Here is a 14,374-nt window from a genome sequence, read left to right on the forward strand (position 1 = left end):
GGGAGCTTAACGGACAGTCTCCCGGAATAACACCCTGAGGATAATCAAAACGTCATGACGCGTATGAAATATCTGGTGGCGGCAGCCACGTTGAGCCTGGCGCTGGCAGGTTGCTCCACATCCAAGGATGCGGTTCCCGACAACCCACCTTCGGAAATCTATGCTACCGCGCAGCAAAAACTGCAGGACGGTAACTTCAAGGGCGCGATTACGCAACTCGAAGCGTTAGATAACCGCTATCCTTTCGGGCCGTATTCCCAGCAGGTCCAGCTGGATTTGATTTACGCCTACTATAAGGCCGCCGACTTGCCGATGGCTCAGGCATCCATCGATCGCTTCATGCGTCTGAACCCGACGCACCCGAACATCGATTACGTGATGTACATGCGCGGCCTGACCGACATGGCGCTCGATGACAGCGCGCTGCAGGGCTTCTTCGGGGTTGACCGTTCTGACCGCGATCCTCAGCACGCTCGCGCTGCGTTCCGCGACTTCAGCCAGTTGATTCAGCAATACCCGAACAGCCAATACGCGACCGACGCCAACAAGCGTTTGGTGTATCTGAAAGACCGCTTGGCCAAGTATGAGCTTTCGGTGGCGGAATACTACACTAAACGCGGTGCTTACGTCGCGGTCGTTAATCGCGCCGAGCAGATGTTGCGTGAATTCCCGGATACCAAAGCGACGCACGACGTGTTGCCGCTGATGGAAAATGCCTACAAGCAGCTGCAGCTGAACGGCCAGGCTGACAAAGTGGCCAAAGTGATCGCCGCCAACCCGCAATAAGCGCGCGTCGGCAACGGCAGAAAAGCAAAACGGCAGCCTCGGCTGCCGTTTTCATTGGCGTCGACCTGGTTTTCACTGGAAAAATACACAAGTAAAAACACGGTGTTAGCTAGTGCTCCTCACCGGTCAACTCATCAATAATGCGCCATCCGGCGACAACTCTCAAGCATTAGATAGCCAATTCAAATGCTGAATCACAGATTGAACTAACTTTGCAAAAAGTGACAAAAAATCGTGATTTACATCACGCATTTAAACAAAAAGCGGGGTATGCTGGATTCACCAAGACGGAAAGACAGAGAGGTAAGTTATATGACATTGAACATTACCAGCAAACAAATGGATATCACTCCCGCAATCCGCAATCACGTCGAAGACCGTCTCACCAAACTGGAAAAATGGCAGACCCAGCTGATTAACCCGCATATCGTCTTATCCAAAGAACCGCAAGGGTTTGTCGCCGATGCTACCATTACCACGCCTAACGGCCCGCTGGTCGCCAGCGCCAAACATGATGACATGTATACCGCCGTTAATGAGCTGATCGCCAAGCTGGAGCGCCAGCTGAACAAGGTGCAGCACAAAGGCGAAGCGCGCCGCTGCAATGCCAGCGTGAAAGACATCGTGCCGGAAGTCACGCAAGAGCAGGAATAACCCTCCGACTGCGGTTGCCGCATCAAACGCGCCCGAGGGCGCGTTTTTTGTCGGGTATTTTTGTTGACGGGGTAAAAACCAGCGGTTACTTTAAAACCTGTTCGCATTAACCTTAGGTAGACCATGCCACGCACACCGTTTTTCTTCGCATTCTTTTTTACCTTCCCCTGACTGGGAGGCGTTTCGTCGTGTAAGAAAGAATGCGAAGACGAACAACAAGGCCTCCTGGAAACAGGAGGCTTTTTTTATGGCTGTTTTACAACGAATAAGAATTGAAGGCGGAAGCTGATTATGACTGACAACCCGTTATTGGTGCTGCGCGAGCGCATCAGCGCACTGGACTTGAAACTGTTGGCCCTGCTGGCGGAACGCCGTGAACTGGCGATCGAAGTCGGCAAGACCAAGCTGCACTCTCACCGTCCGATCCGCGACAAAGAGCGCGAACGCGATCTGCTGGATGCGCTGATCGCCGCCGCCAAACCCTACGACCTGGACGGCTTCTACGTCACCCGCCTGTTCCAACTGATTATCGAAGATTCCGTTCTGACCCAGCAGGCGCTGCTGCAGCACCAGCTCAACCCTGTCAGCCAACACGCCGCACGCATCGCCTTCCTCGGCCCGAAAGGCTCTTATTCACATCTGGCGGCACGCCAATATGCCGCCCGCCATTTCGATCGGCTGATAGAATGCGGTTGCCAGAAGTTTCAGGATATCTTCGCCCAGGTGGAAACCGGCCAGGCGGACTACGCAATTTTGCCGATCGAGAATACCAGTTCCGGTTCGATTAACGAGGTGTACGATCTGCTGCAGCACACCAGCCTGTCGATCGTCGGCGAACTGACCAACCCGATCGACCACTGTGTTCTGGTGGCCGGCGATAGCGACCTGAGCCAGATTGAAACCGTCTACAGCCATCCGCAGCCGTTCCAACAGTGCAGCCAGTTCCTTAACCGCTTCCCGCACTGGAAAATCGAGTACACCGAAAGCACCGCCGCGGCGATGGAGAAAGTCGCCAAGCTGAATTCGCCGAAGGTGGCGGCGCTGGGCAGCGAGGCCGGCGGCGCGTTATACGGGCTGCAGGTGCTGGAACACAACCTCGCCAACCAGCAGCAGAACATCACTCGCTTCATCGTCCTGGCGCGCAAAGCGATCGACGTATCTGAACAGGTGCCGGCCAAAACCACGCTGATTATGGCGACCGGCCAGCAATCCGGCGCGTTGGTCGAAGCGCTGCTGGTTCTGCGCGACAACGGCATCATCATGACCAAACTGGAATCACGCCCGATCAACGGCAATCCGTGGGAAGAGATGTTTTATATCGATGTGCAAGCCAATCTGCGTGCCGACGCGATGCAAAAAGCGCTGCGCGATCTGGCGCCAATCACCCGCTCGCTGAAGGTACTGGGCTGTTACCCAAGCGACACCGTGGTGCCGGTCAACCCATCCTGAAACCATAAAAAAAGGTTCGGCCAAGCCGAACCCTTTACGTTTACCGCCCGCGTTTTACTGTCGGCTGTCGTTAGCCTGCCGCAACAGCGTGCGGCTCTCCACCAGGAAGCGTTGGGCGTAATCGCCGAACCAGTGCTCCACCTTGCGGAAACTGTCGATAAACGCCTGTTTGTCGCCATGCTCCAACAGCTTTATCGCCTCGCCGAAGCGCTGGTAGTAACGCTTAATCAGCGCCACGTTTTCTTCCGACGACATGATGATATCGGCGTAAAGTTGCGGATCCTGCGCAAACAGGCGGCCAACCATCGCCAGCTCCAACCGGTAGATCGGCGAGGAGAGCGCCAGCAACTGCTCCAGTTGCACGTTCTCTTCCGCCAGATGCAACCCGTAGGCGAAGGTGGCGAAGTGCCGCAGCGCCTGAATAAACGCCATGTTCTGATCGTGTTCGACCGCGCTGATGCGATGCAGCCGCGCGCCCCACACCTGCAGCTGCTCAAGCAACCATTGGTAAGCCTCCGGCTGGCGGCCGTCGCAGTAAACCACTACCTGCTTCGCCACGCTGCCCACGTCCGGGCCGAACATCGGGTGCAATCCCACCACAGGGCCGCTGTGCGCCGCCAACATCGCATGCAGCGGACGGTTCTTCACCGACGCCAAATCCACCAGAATACAGTCGGCAGGCAGCGTCGGCAGGCGGCTTATCACCTGCTCGGTCACATGGATCGGCACGCTGACGATCACCATGCCGGCGTCTGCCAGCAGCTGTTCCGCCTGCGGCCAATCTTCCTGATCCAATACCCTGACCTGATAACCCGACAGCGTCAGCAAGCGGTTGAACAGCCGGCCCATCTGGCCGTTGCCGCCGATGATGACGATCGGCCGCAGCTGCGGACACAGAGTTTTAAAGCCTTTATCATTCTCGCTGACGTACGATTCGCGCATCACGCGGCGCAAGACGTCCTCGATCAGATCCGGCGGCACGCCGAGGTTTTCCGCCTCCTGGCGACGCGAGGCCAGCATCGCGGCTTCGCGCTCCGGTACGTAAACCGGCAGGCCATGACGGCTTTTGACTTCGCCCACTTCCGCTACCAGATGCAGGCGTTTCGCCAGCAGATCCAGCAGCGCTTTATCCACCTCATCGATTTGATCGCGCAGCGCGGTCAGTTCTGCCACCATAACTTACTTTTCTCCCGTGCGAGCCGTCAGCGCAGCGCCGAGTTCCTGATGCATATGACGCAGCAGAGTTTCCGTGCTCTCCCAGTTGATGCAGGCATCGGTGACGGACACCCCGTAACGCATGTCTGCACGCGGCTGTTCGGAAGACTGGTTGCCCTCATGCAGATGGCTCTCCAGCATGATGCCGGTGATCGAACGGTTACCCGCCTTGATCTGCTCCACCACGGACTCGGCAACCGCCGGCTGACGGCGATAGTCTTTATTCGAGTTGCCATGGCTGCAATCTATCATCAAGGACGGATGGAGTCCCGCCTCAAGCATCTGTTTTTCACAGGCCACAACGTGCTCAGCGCTGTAGTTCGGGGTTTTGCCGCCGCGCAGGATCACGTGTCCGTCCGGGTTGCCCTGCGTCTGCAGCAGGCAAACCTGGCCTGCCTGGTTGATGCCGACGAAGCGGTGCGGCATAGCGGCGGCGCGCATGGCGTTGATGGCGGTACCCAAGCTGCCGTCGGTGCCGTTTTTGAAGCCGACCGGCATCGACAGGCCGGAGGCCATTTCGCGGTGGGTCTGAGATTCGGTGGTGCGCGCACCGATCGCCGACCAGCTGAACAAGTCCCCCAGGTACTGCGGGCTGTTCGGATCCAACGCTTCGGTAGCCAAAGGCAAGCCCATGCCCACTAAATCCAGCAACAGGCGACGCGCGATATGCAAGCCTGCTTCAACGTCAAACGAACCGTCCATGTACGGATCGTTGATCAAACCTTTCCAGCCGACAGTGGTTCTGGGTTTTTCAAAGTAGACGCGCATAACGATATACAGCTGATCGCTCAAGTCAGCCGCCAGGGTTTTCAAACGACGGGCGTAGTCCAGCGCCGCGTCCGGATCGTGGATCGAACAAGGCCCACACACCACCAACAGGCGATGATCGCGCCCCTGCAAAATGTTGGCGATAGTGTTGCGCGCAGTGGCGATCTCATTTTCGTCGTCGGCGCTGAGCGGGAACTGGTTCTTCAGCTCCTCCGGCGTGATGAGAACCTGTTCTGCACTGATGTGTACGTTATTGAGCGCGTCTTTTTGCATGATGCTATTCCTGTCGTTTGGCGTTATGCGTTGAAATGGAACATTGAGCGTTTCAGGGCTCTACCCTATCACGATATGTAAAGTTTTCAATCCATTTTCCGTAAATAAAAAATTACCGCAATTATCCTGATTAAATCACCTTTGAAAAAGAGTTGGAAAAACCAATTAAAATACAATAAATACATGCATTTAATAAATCAAAAAAACCTTCACCACACCTTAGCCTTCCGGTCTAAGAAAAATGAATATCTGTAAATTTATTTGTACACATGATTTTACAGCGAAGATACGCCTCCGATCTCGGCACCGGCGCCTGTGCGAAGCAGGATCAGCACGAAATGCCGCCAAAAGCGATGATTTTAAGTAGAAGAAAAGCGAATAAATGAGGGATAAAAATTAAAAACTTAAGCTAATGACGGCTATTTTTGTCGCCGAAATGAACCGATATAATGTGATCGTCATCAACAATAATTCCCCTTAACAACTGGATCCAAGATGCTCTCTTCTCGCGCTCGTCGCGCTTTTCCGCTGTATATTTGCTGCTTAACGACTTTCACCAGTGTTTCAGCCCTTGCCGACAATACGCTTTTCACCGCGATGGACGATCCGGCCACCGCCAAGAAACCGTTCGAAGGCAACGTGCAGGCGGGCTACAACGCCCAGTCAGGCAACTCGCAGAGCTCCACCCTGTTGGCCAACACCAACATGACCTGGTTCAATAGCGACGCGGCGTACAGCCTGTGGGGGGCGGCCAACAACACCACCTCCTCCAACGTGCGCTCGTCCGAAAAATACCAGGCCGGTGGCCGTACGCGCTATAACCTGACCGATCGCAACTACCTGTTCGGTCAGGCCAGCTGGCTGAGTGACCGTTTCAACGGTTACGACTCACGCTCCACGCTGACCGGCGGCTACGGCCGTCAGCTCCTTAACGGGCCGCTCAGTGACCTGCGGGTGGAATTCGGTCCCGGCGTGCGCCATGACGAGTACCATGGCGGCGGCCGTGCGACCAAGGGGCTAGCCTATGGTGCGGCCAACTATTCCTATCAGTTGACCGATAACACCAAGTTCATTCAGGGCGTTTCCGCGCTGGCAAACGAAGAAACCACGCTGAACTCGGAAAGCGCGTTGAACGTGGCGATCAACGATCGCTTCTCATTGCGCGTGGCTTACACCGTGACCTACAACAGCAAACCGCCGGCCTCGGCACCGAAGAACACCGACACGACGACCTCGGTCACGCTGGTCTACGGCCTGTAATCTCCCCCCATTATTTCTCGAAGCCCATCATCGATGGGCTTTTTTTATGCCGGCCGCCCTCTTTTGCACAATCTGCTAAAAATATTCATCCCACCCATTGACGACTTTAGCAAATAGCTTAATACTGTATGCATATACAGTAATTATCATACAGACCAGGAGCATGATGGATATCGATAGCGAGCTCTCACACATCGATGCCTCCGGCTCCCGAGATTCTGTAAACGAAGCGAGCATAAGGCTATGGAGAAAATCACCTCATTCATCACCTACGCCATGGCGCTGTTTCTCGCCTGGCTCGGCAAGCTGTCTCCGCAGGACATTGCCTTTTTAGTCGGTGCGGCGGTAGGCATCGGCACGTTTCTGGTGAACTGGTACTACCGACGTAAAAGCCTGCAGATCTTGAAGGCCATTGAGCGCAATGCGACATCTCGGAGGAACATTTACGATGAGTGCAACCGTTAAGCGCTGCAGCGTCGCCGACGTTTTGGCCATCGCCGTGCTGTTGCCGTCATTTGGCGAGCTGCAAACCTCAGAAGTCGGCCTCAGGCTGATCGCCGATCTCGAAGGTTGCCGCCTGTCGCCTTACCAGTGCAGCGCCGGGGTGTGGACGCAGGGCATTGGGCACACCGCTGGCGTCATCCCTGGTAAAGCGATCGATGAACGCAAAGCCGCGATGGATTTGGTCGACGATGTTCGCCGCACCGAGCGCGGCATGGCCGCCTGTCTGCCGCAAACGCTCTCGCAACAAACCTATGATGCGGTGATCGCCTTCGCCTTCAACGTGGGTATCAGCGCCGCCTGCCATTCCACGCTGGTCGCGCTGCTGCAGCGGGGTCAGTGGCAGCAGGCCTGCGATCAGTTGCCACGCTGGGTTTACGTAAACGGAAAGAAAAACAAGGGGCTGGAACAGCGACGCGCCATGGAACGCGCACTGTGCTTGCAAGGCATTGCCTCATCATGACGGGCTCGCTCGCCTAAGTGGTGATGCCACAACAATTTCACTTAATTTGTTCAAGGGGGTTCTTATGATGCACTGTCCATTATGCGGTCACGTGGCCCACACTCGCTCCAGCCGCTATCTGAGCGAGTCGACCAAAGAGCGTTACCATCAATGCCGCAACATCAATTGCAGCTGCACGTTCGCCACGCACGAGTCCGTTGCACGGGTGATCGTCAAACCTGGCGATGACATTATCCCGGCGCAGCCTCACCCGCCGGAGAGTCAGCAGAAACACAGCGCCGTAGCGCTGTAATGCAAAAAGCCCGCTGACGGAGGCTTTTTAATGTCACGGCCAGGCAGCTAAGCCTCTCAAATGCAACGTGATAGATTTTTCAGATAAAAAAAGGGGTTGGCACAATGCCAACCCCTGATAACTATTAACTTTTGGATGCAGCGTTAGTTAACGCGGTTCAGACGCTCTTTGATACGAGCAGCCTTACCAGTACGTTCACGCAGGTAGTACAGTTTAGCTTTACGAACGGCACCACGACGTTTAACAGTAATGCTGTCGATTACTGGGGAGTGAGTCTGGAATACGCGCTCAACACCTTCGCCGTTGGAAATCTTACGAACAGTGAATGCAGAGTGCAGACCGCGGTTACGGATAGCGATAACCACGCCCTCGAATGCCTGCAGACGTTTTTTGCTACCTTCAACGACCCATACCTTCACTTCCACGGAATCACCCGGACGGAATGCAGGTACGTCTTGTTTCATCTGCTCTTGTTCAAGTTGCTTAATAATGTTGCTCATAATATGTCTCTTACCCTAGGTAAACTGATATATCGGTCCCGTCTGATGTCAGACGCTTCCTTCATAGTCCTGTTGCCTGGTCTGATGTTCCCGTTGGAACTCAGCCAGCAACACCGCTTGCTCGTCAGTCAGAGCTAGGCTTTCTAGAAGTTCAGGTCTTCTAAGCCAGGTTCGGCCCAGCGACTGCTTTAAGCGCCAGCGACGTATCTCGGCATGGTTGCCCGACAGCAGAACCGGCGGTACTTCCATTCCTTCCAACACCTCGGGGCGGGTATAGTGCGGGCAGTCCAGCAATCCGTCGGCGAAGGAGTCTTCCTCCGCTGAGGCCTGATGGCCCAGCACACCCGGTATGAAACGGGCGACTGAATCAATCAGGGTCATCGCCGGCAGTTCCCCGCCGCTGAGAACGTAATCGCCGATTGACCATTCTTCGTCAATTTCGGTTTGGATTACGCGCTCGTCTATCCCTTCGTAACGGCCGCACACCAGAATCATCTTCTGATTGGCCGCCAGTTCGCACACGCCGGTTTGATCCAGCTTGCGCCCCTGAGGTGACAGATAAATCACCTTTGCTCCCTCGCCTGCCGCTGCTTTCGCCGCATGAATGGCTTCCCGTAAAGGTTGCACCATCATCAGCATTCCCGGGCCGCCGCCGTAAGGGCGATCGTCCACGGTACGATGCCGGTCGTAGGTGAAGTCGCGCGGACTCCAACACTGCACGCTCAGCAGGCCATTTTTTACTGCCCGGCCAGTCACCCCGTAATCGGTGATAGCGCGGAACATCTCAGGAAACAGGCTTACAATACCGATGAACACAAGCCAATCCCCTTACCGTTATTCCACTTGCTTCGACCGTTTGATCCGGGGGTCAAAAACCAGGATCCCAATCTGCCTCAATCACGCGGGCAGTGAGATCGACTTTCTTGATAACCTGCCCATGAAGAAACGGAATCAACCGCTCCTTCATGCCGAACGCATCTTTCAGGTTCGCTTTCACAACCATCACATCGTTCGAGCCGGTTTCCATCATATCGATGACTTTACCCAGCTCGTAGCCGGCGGTGGTGACTACCTGGCAGCCCATCAGGTCTTTCCAGTAGTAATCGTCACCCTCCAGCGGAGGAAGTTGCTCAGAATCCACCATAATCTCGCGATTAGTCAGCAGATTCGCCGCGTCCCGATCGTCAATGCCTTTGACCTTGATGATCAGATCCTGACTGTGGCGCTTCCAGTCTTCCAACTCGATATGCTGCCACTGACCCGCCTGCTGGATAAACCACGGCTGATAGTCAAAAATGCTTTCGGCGTTCTCGGTGGATGAAAACACTCTGAGCCAACCACGAATGCCGTAAGCGGAACCCATTTTACCGAGTACAATCGGCTGCTTAGGCGCTACCGGTTTGAGTTGCTTGCTCATTGCCACCACCGCGACAGATTAAGCTGCTTTCTTAGCGTCTTTGATCAGCGCGTGAACGCGATCAGAAACGGTTGCACCCAGACCAACCCAGTGCTCGATGCGGTCCAGGTCCAGACGCAGTGCTTCAGCCTGACCGGAAGCGATCGGGTTGAAGAAGCCTACGCGCTCGATGAAACGACCATCACGAGCGTTGCGGCTGTCGGTCACTACTACTTGATAGAACGGACGCTTTTTAGCGCCGCCACGTGCCAAACGAATTGTTACCATAACATCCTCTTTAGTTAATAAAACAGCCGGGCCCCATTGAGGGACGGGGCCCGGTTGCAATATAAAAAGCCCGAAAATTTTACTCATTTTGGCGCAAAAAGCAATCTAAAGCGTCGATCGCAGGGGACAACTTTTGCAGCCTGTCAAATTTCGGGCGGTTTTCACCGCGAACGGCGAATGCTGAAAGCGCCCGCACTCAGCGTGCGGGGGCCCGTCAGCGGCCTGGGAAGCCCGGCGGCATCATGCCTTTCATGCCGCGCATCATCTTCGCCATACCGCCTTTCTTCATCTTCTTCATCATACGCTGCATTTCGTCGAACTGCTTCAGCAAGCGGTTGACGTCCTGCACCTGCATGCCGGCCCCCATCGCGATGCGGCGCTTGCGCGAGCCCTTGATGATTTCCGGTTTGGCGCGCTCTTTCAGCGTCATCGAGTTGATGATCGCCTCCATGCGCACCAGCACTTTGTCGTCCATCTGCGACTTGACGTTATCCGGCAGCTGGCCCGCGCCCGGCAGCTTGCTCAGCATGTTGGCCATGCCGCCCATGTTGCGCATCTGCTTGAGCTGCTCCAGGAAGTCGGTCAGATCGAAACCGTCGCCCTTCTTCAGCTTGTTGGCCAGCTTCTCCGCCTGCTCGCGGTCGACCTTGCTTTCGATATCTTCGATCAGCGACAGTACGTCGCCCATGCCCAGGATGCGCGATGCCACGCGATCCGGGTAAAACGGCTCCAGCGCTTCGGTCTTCTCGCCGACGCCGAGGAACTTGATCGGCTTGCCGGTGATATGGCGGATGGACAACGCCGCACCGCCGCGCGCATCGCCGTCGACCTTGGTCAGCACCACGCCGGTCAGCGGCAGCGCTTCGTTAAACGCCTTGGCGGTATTGGCGGCGTCCTGGCCGGTCATGGCGTCGACCACGAACAGGGTTTCCACCGGCTTGATCGCCGCGTGCACCTGTTTGATCTCGTCCATCATCGCTTCGTCAACGTGCAGACGGCCGGCGGTATCGACAATAAGGACATCGTAGAACTTCAGCTTGGCCTGTTGCAGCGCGCGATTGACGATGTCGATCGGTTTTTCTTTGACGTCAGACGGGAAGAAGTCGATGCCGACGCCTTCCGCCAGCGTTTCCAGCTGTTTGATCGCCGCCGGGCGATAAACGTCCGCGGAAACCACCAACACTTTCTTCTTCTGTTTTTCTTTCAGGAACTTGCCGAGCTTACCGACGCTGGTGGTTTTACCGGCGCCCTGCAGGCCCGCCATCAGCACCACGGCCGGCGGCTGAGCCGCCAGATTCAGCTCGGTGTTGACTTCGCCCATCGCGGCGATCAGCTCGCCTTTGACGATCTTGACGAACTCCTGCCCCGGCGTCAGGCTCTTGTTGACTTCATGGCCAACCGCGCTCTCTTTGACGCGGTTGATGAAGTCGCGCACCACCGGCAGCGCGACGTCCGCTTCCAGCAATGCCATACGCACTTCACGCAGGGTTTCCTTGATATTCTCTTCGGTCAGCCGCCCGCGGCCGCTGATATTGCGCAACGTGCGCGACAATCGATCGGTTAAATTTTCAAACATCGTCTCATGCTCAACGTGTAATGACAGGCCGCTCCGGCGACACAATTGCGCCGATGATAACACGAAGCGCGCAGGATCTCTGCCTCAGCGTTGGAGATAGGTTGGAGTGAAACGCGCGCAACGCTATACTGACACTCCAATTAACCACGCCGAAGCAAAATTAAACGCTATGCCAGTTTTCTCCATTGTGGCTTTGATGGCCTACCTGCTCAGCCTTGGACTGATCATTCCCAGTTTGTTGCGGAAGAATAGCGCATACCGTCGGCTCGCCCTCGTCTCGGCGGTGGTGGCGCTGATTTGCCACGCCATCGCGCTGCAGCAGCGCATCTTTGACGTCAGCGCCGGGCAGAATCTCAGCCTGCTGAACATTGGTTCTATCGTCAGCCTGATCATCTGTTCGGTGATGACCTTCGTCGCTTCACGCGATCGCGGCTGGTTCCTGCTGCCGATCGTCTACAGCTTCGCGATGATCAATCTGGCCTTCGCCAGCTTCATGCCCGGCGAGTTCATCACTCACCTGGAAGCCAGCCCGGAATTGATGGTGCATATCGGCCTGGCGCTGTTCTCTTACGCCACCCTGATCATCGCCGCGCTCTACGCCTTACAGCTCGCCTGGCTCGACTACCTGTTGAAAAACAAGAAGCTGACCTTTAGTGCCGACATGCCGCCGCTGATGAGCATCGAGCGCAAGATGTTCCATATCACCCAGATCGGCGTGGTGCTGCTGACGCTCACCCTGTGCACCGGCCTGCTGTACATGGATAACCTGTTCAGCAAAGAGAACGTGCATAAAGCCGTGCTGTCGATCATGGCCTGGTTCGTGTATATCGTGCTGTTGTGGGGCCATTACCATGAAGGCTGGCGCGGCCGCCGCGTCGTCTGGTTCAGCTTCGCCGGCGCCTTTCTGCTGACGCTCGCCTACTTCGGCAGCCGTCTGATTCAGCAGGTGATGGTGCGCTAGGCCAGCCCGGTCCAATTCTCCCTCTCTATAAGGAATACTGCATTGGAGCATGTGTCGACGGGGACCCTCATCATTATCCTGGTGATCATGATCGTGGTCTCCGCTTACTTCTCCGCTTCCGAAACTGGCATGATGACGCTCAACCGTTATCGCCTGCGTCACCTGTCCAAACAGGGCAACCGCTCGGCGCGCCGGGTGGAGAAGCTGCTGCAAAAACCGGATCGGCTGATCGGCCTGGTGCTGATCGGCAACAACCTGGTCAACATCCTTGCCTCGGCGCTGGCGACCATCGTCGGCATGCGGCTGTATGGCGATCTGGGCGTGGCGATTGCGACTGGCATACTGACTTTCGCCGTGCTGCTGTTCGCCGAAGTGCTGCCGAAAACCTTCGCCGCGCTCTATCCGGAACGCATCGCCTTCCCCAGCAGCGTCTTACTGGCGCCGTTGCAAAAGGTGATGTTCCCGCTGGTCTGGCTGCTCAACGGCATCACCAGCCTGACCTTGCGCCTGTTCGGCATTCGCACCAACGTGCGCATCAGCGACGCCGTCAGCAAGGATGAGCTGCGCACCATCGTGCGTGAATCCCAGTCGCAGATCTCCCGCCGCAATCAGGACATGCTGATCTCGGTGCTGGACCTGGAAAAGGTGACGGTCAACGACATCATGGTGCCGCGCACCGAGATCGTCGGCATCGACGTCAACGACGACTGGAAGTCAATCATGCGCCAGCTGACCCACTCGCCACACGGCCGCATCGTGCTGTATCGCAGCTCGCTGGACGATGCGATCGGCATGCTGCGCGTGCGCGAAGCCTATCGCCTGATGACCGAGAAAAAAGAGTTCAACAAAGAGAACCTGCTGCGCGCCGCCGATGAGATCTACTTCGTACCGGAAGGCACGCCGCTCAACGTGCAGCTGGTGAAATTCCAGCGCAATAAAGAGAAGGTCGGCATCGTGGTCGACGAGTACGGCGACATTCAGGGCCTGGTCACGGTGGAAGACATTCTCGAAGAGATCGTCGGCGATTTCACCACCTCGATGTCACCGACGCTGGCGGAAGAAGTCACGCCGCAGAGCGACGGTTCGGTCTTGATCGACGGCACCGCCAACGTGCGGGAGCTGAACAAGGCCTTCAACTGGACCTTGCCGGCCAATGAAGCCCGTACCGTCAACGGTATGCTGCTGGAAGAACTGGAAGAGATCCCCGAAATCGGCACCCGGGTGCGTATCGGCCATTACGATATCGACATTCTCGACGTACAGGGCAACATGATCAAACAGGTGCGGGTCACGCCGATCACCTCGCTGCAGTCCAGCGTCGGCCATCACTGACCGCCGGCCAGAACGTAAAAAAGACGCGAAATCGCGTCTTTTTTGTTTCTGCGGGAAACATACGGTCAGATATGCAGCTCCTGCAGCTTCTCTTTCGGCAGCGCCAGTTCGTCGTTGTGGTTCACCACCACGCCGTTATCCAGAATGTGCTTGGCGATTTCCTGCGCTTCTTCCAGCGAGTGCATGTGGTAGGTACCACACTGGTACTCGTTCAGCTCAGGGATCTTGCGCTGGTCGGTCACTTTCAGAACGTCGGCCATCGCCGCTTTCCAGGCATCGGCAACGCGCTGCTCTTCCGGCACGCCGATCAGGCTCATGTAGAAACCGGTGCGGCAGCCCATTGGGGAGATGTCGATAATCTCCACGCCCTGGCCGTTCAGGTGGTCGCGCATAAAGCCGGCGAACAGGTGTTCCAGCGTGTGAATGCCGCGTTCGGGCATCACTTCCAGGTTCGGGCGGCAAAAGCGCAGATCAAATACCGTGATGGTATCGCCATGAGGCGTTTTCATGGTTTTCGCAACGCGGACAGCCGGGGCTGCCATACGGGTATGATCGACGGTAAAGCTATCCAGCAATGGCATTTCGCTACCTCCTCGTAAAAGAGCATTTATTTCGAAACTTTTTTTCCTAACCGGGAAACCTTTTCCAACCCTGCGAGTC

18 protein-coding genes and 1 other annotated feature are annotated in these 14,374 nt (G+C 56.2%); of the genes, 10 read left to right on the forward strand and 8 right to left on the reverse strand.

The window, feature by feature from the left end; all coding sequences use genetic code 11:
- Window positions 1-54: 54 nt before the first annotated feature.
- From bamD to pheA, 4 genes are all read left to right on the forward strand, one after another.
- Window positions 55-786: an outer membrane protein assembly factor BamD gene (gene bamD, locus CRO23_RS19800; protein WP_004932456.1), complete on the forward strand. Its 732-nt coding sequence runs from the start codon at window positions 55-57 to the stop codon at window positions 784-786.
- A gap of 312 nt (window positions 787-1,098) precedes the next feature.
- Window positions 1,099-1,440 (forward strand): ribosome-associated translation inhibitor RaiA, encoded by a 342-nt coding sequence (gene raiA, locus CRO23_RS19805; protein ID WP_004932457.1) that lies wholly within the window; start codon window positions 1,099-1,101, stop codon window positions 1,438-1,440.
- Between the two features lie 122 nt (window positions 1,441-1,562).
- Window positions 1,563-1,689 (forward strand) — a sequence feature (Phe leader region).
- Window positions 1,564-1,611, forward strand: coding sequence for a hypothetical protein (locus CRO23_RS24805; RefSeq protein ID WP_101428074.1), 48 nt, complete (start codon window positions 1,564-1,566; stop codon window positions 1,609-1,611). Its footprint overlaps the feature before it by 48 nt.
- Window positions 1,690-1,731: 42 nt before the next feature.
- Window positions 1,732-2,889 (forward strand): bifunctional chorismate mutase/prephenate dehydratase, encoded by a 1,158-nt coding sequence (gene pheA, locus CRO23_RS19810; protein WP_033641293.1) that lies wholly within the window; start codon window positions 1,732-1,734, stop codon window positions 2,887-2,889.
- A gap of 54 nt (window positions 2,890-2,943) precedes the next feature.
- On the opposite strand, the gene tyrA is transcribed toward pheA, so the two are convergent.
- Together tyrA and CRO23_RS19820 are read right to left on the reverse strand one after the other, a co-directional pair.
- Window positions 2,944-4,065 carry a bifunctional chorismate mutase/prephenate dehydrogenase gene (gene tyrA / locus CRO23_RS19815; RefSeq protein WP_033641292.1) on the reverse strand — a complete coding sequence of 374 codons (1,122 nt, stop codon included), beginning with the start codon at window positions 4,063-4,065 and terminating at the stop codon, window positions 2,944-2,946.
- A gap of 3 nt (window positions 4,066-4,068) precedes the next feature.
- Complete coding sequence (locus tag CRO23_RS19820; protein WP_097102726.1) at window positions 4,069-5,145, reverse strand: 3-deoxy-7-phosphoheptulonate synthase; 1,077 nt, start codon at window positions 5,143-5,145, stop codon at window positions 4,069-4,071.
- Between the two features lie 495 nt (window positions 5,146-5,640).
- Between CRO23_RS19820 and CRO23_RS19825 the strand changes: the two genes are divergently transcribed.
- From CRO23_RS19825 to CRO23_RS19840, 4 genes are all read left to right on the forward strand, one after another.
- Window positions 5,641-6,405, forward strand: coding sequence for a DUF481 domain-containing protein (locus CRO23_RS19825; protein WP_028127834.1), 765 nt, complete (start codon window positions 5,641-5,643; stop codon window positions 6,403-6,405).
- Window positions 6,406-6,648: 243 nt separating this feature from the next.
- Entirely contained in the window at window positions 6,649-6,870 is a 222-nt protein-coding gene (locus CRO23_RS19830; protein WP_016929019.1) for an HP1 family phage holin, read from the forward strand.
- Window positions 6,854-7,369: a lysozyme gene (locus tag CRO23_RS19835; RefSeq protein ID WP_097102728.1), complete on the forward strand. Its 516-nt coding sequence runs from the start codon at window positions 6,854-6,856 to the stop codon at window positions 7,367-7,369. The genes CRO23_RS19830 and CRO23_RS19835 overlap by 17 nt, the downstream gene beginning before the upstream one ends.
- A 64-nt stretch (window positions 7,370-7,433) precedes the next feature.
- The gene (locus CRO23_RS19840; RefSeq protein ID WP_048795269.1) at window positions 7,434-7,661 is read left to right on the forward strand and encodes an ogr/Delta-like zinc finger family protein; all 228 of its coding nucleotides are present in this window, start codon (window positions 7,434-7,436) and stop codon (window positions 7,659-7,661) included.
- A gap of 143 nt (window positions 7,662-7,804) precedes the next feature.
- Here the strand turns inward: CRO23_RS19840 and rplS are convergent, their stop codons facing one another.
- From rplS to ffh, 5 genes are all read right to left on the reverse strand, one after another.
- On the reverse strand, window positions 7,805-8,161 hold the full coding sequence (rplS, locus tag CRO23_RS19845; protein WP_015376707.1) for a 50S ribosomal protein L19: 357 nt from the start codon (window positions 8,159-8,161) through the stop codon (window positions 7,805-7,807).
- Between the two features lie 48 nt (window positions 8,162-8,209).
- Window positions 8,210-8,977, reverse strand: a complete 768-nt coding sequence (gene trmD / locus CRO23_RS19850) for a tRNA (guanosine(37)-N1)-methyltransferase TrmD (protein ID WP_016929022.1) — start codon at window positions 8,975-8,977, stop codon at window positions 8,210-8,212.
- Between the two features lie 52 nt (window positions 8,978-9,029).
- Window positions 9,030-9,578, reverse strand: coding sequence for a ribosome maturation factor RimM (gene rimM, locus CRO23_RS19855; protein ID WP_019455135.1), 549 nt, complete (start codon window positions 9,576-9,578; stop codon window positions 9,030-9,032).
- 18 nt (window positions 9,579-9,596) lie between these two features.
- Window positions 9,597-9,845, reverse strand: a complete 249-nt coding sequence (gene rpsP, locus CRO23_RS19860; protein ID WP_004932501.1) for a 30S ribosomal protein S16 — start codon at window positions 9,843-9,845, stop codon at window positions 9,597-9,599.
- Window positions 9,846-10,059: 214 nt separating this feature from the next.
- Window positions 10,060-11,421, reverse strand: a complete 1,362-nt coding sequence (gene ffh / locus CRO23_RS19865; RefSeq protein WP_004932504.1) for a signal recognition particle protein — start codon at window positions 11,419-11,421, stop codon at window positions 10,060-10,062.
- A gap of 169 nt (window positions 11,422-11,590) precedes the next feature.
- Here ffh and CRO23_RS19870 point away from each other — a divergent pair, with 169 nt between their 5' ends.
- Both CRO23_RS19870 and CRO23_RS19875 read left to right on the forward strand, forming a co-directional pair.
- Window positions 11,591-12,382, forward strand: coding sequence for a cytochrome C assembly family protein (locus CRO23_RS19870; protein ID WP_004932506.1), 792 nt, complete (start codon window positions 11,591-11,593; stop codon window positions 12,380-12,382).
- Between the two features lie 42 nt (window positions 12,383-12,424).
- Entirely contained in the window at window positions 12,425-13,714 is a 1,290-nt protein-coding gene (locus tag CRO23_RS19875) for an HlyC/CorC family transporter (protein WP_016929024.1), read from the forward strand.
- Between the two features lie 65 nt (window positions 13,715-13,779).
- On the opposite strand, the gene luxS is transcribed toward CRO23_RS19875, so the two are convergent.
- Window positions 13,780-14,295 (reverse strand): S-ribosylhomocysteine lyase, encoded by a 516-nt coding sequence (gene luxS / locus CRO23_RS19880; RefSeq protein WP_004932513.1) that lies wholly within the window; start codon window positions 14,293-14,295, stop codon window positions 13,780-13,782.
- Window positions 14,296-14,374: the final 79 nt, after the last annotated feature.

This window comes from Serratia sp. JKS296 (genome assembly GCF_900215445.1).
Classification (GTDB): domain Bacteria; phylum Pseudomonadota; class Gammaproteobacteria; order Enterobacterales; family Enterobacteriaceae; genus Serratia; species Serratia marcescens.

Bases quoted from the DNA above. Each gene is read 5' to 3' on its own strand.
- rpsP (WP_004932501.1), bottom strand. From the start codon at position 9,845: ATGGTAACAATTCGTTTGGCACGTGGCGGCGCTAAAAAGCGTCCGTTC.
- bamD (WP_004932456.1), top strand. From the start codon at position 55: ATGACGCGTATGAAATATCTGGTGGCGGCAGCCACGTTGAGCCTGGCG.
- raiA (WP_004932457.1), top strand. From the start codon at position 1,099: ATGACATTGAACATTACCAGCAAACAAATGGATATCACTCCCGCAATC.
- rimM (WP_019455135.1), bottom strand. From the start codon at position 9,578: ATGAGCAAGCAACTCAAACCGGTAGCGCCTAAGCAGCCGATTGTACTC.
- CRO23_RS19835 (WP_097102728.1), top strand. From the start codon at position 6,854: ATGAGTGCAACCGTTAAGCGCTGCAGCGTCGCCGACGTTTTGGCCATC.
- ffh (WP_004932504.1), bottom strand. From the start codon at position 11,421: ATGTTTGAAAATTTAACCGATCGATTGTCGCGCACGTTGCGCAATATC.
- rplS (WP_015376707.1), bottom strand. From the start codon at position 8,161: ATGAGCAACATTATTAAGCAACTTGAACAAGAGCAGATGAAACAAGAC.
- CRO23_RS19830 (WP_016929019.1), top strand. From the start codon at position 6,649: ATGGAGAAAATCACCTCATTCATCACCTACGCCATGGCGCTGTTTCTC.
- CRO23_RS19820 (WP_097102726.1), bottom strand. From the start codon at position 5,145: ATGCAAAAAGACGCGCTCAATAACGTACACATCAGTGCAGAACAGGTT.
- luxS (WP_004932513.1), bottom strand. From the start codon at position 14,295: ATGCCATTGCTGGATAGCTTTACCGTCGATCATACCCGTATGGCAGCC.
- CRO23_RS19825 (WP_028127834.1), top strand. From the start codon at position 5,641: ATGCTCTCTTCTCGCGCTCGTCGCGCTTTTCCGCTGTATATTTGCTGC.
- CRO23_RS19840 (WP_048795269.1), top strand. From the start codon at position 7,434: ATGATGCACTGTCCATTATGCGGTCACGTGGCCCACACTCGCTCCAGC.
- CRO23_RS19870 (WP_004932506.1), top strand. From the start codon at position 11,591: ATGCCAGTTTTCTCCATTGTGGCTTTGATGGCCTACCTGCTCAGCCTT.
- tyrA (WP_033641292.1), bottom strand. From the start codon at position 4,065: ATGGTGGCAGAACTGACCGCGCTGCGCGATCAAATCGATGAGGTGGAT.
- pheA (WP_033641293.1), top strand. From the start codon at position 1,732: ATGACTGACAACCCGTTATTGGTGCTGCGCGAGCGCATCAGCGCACTG.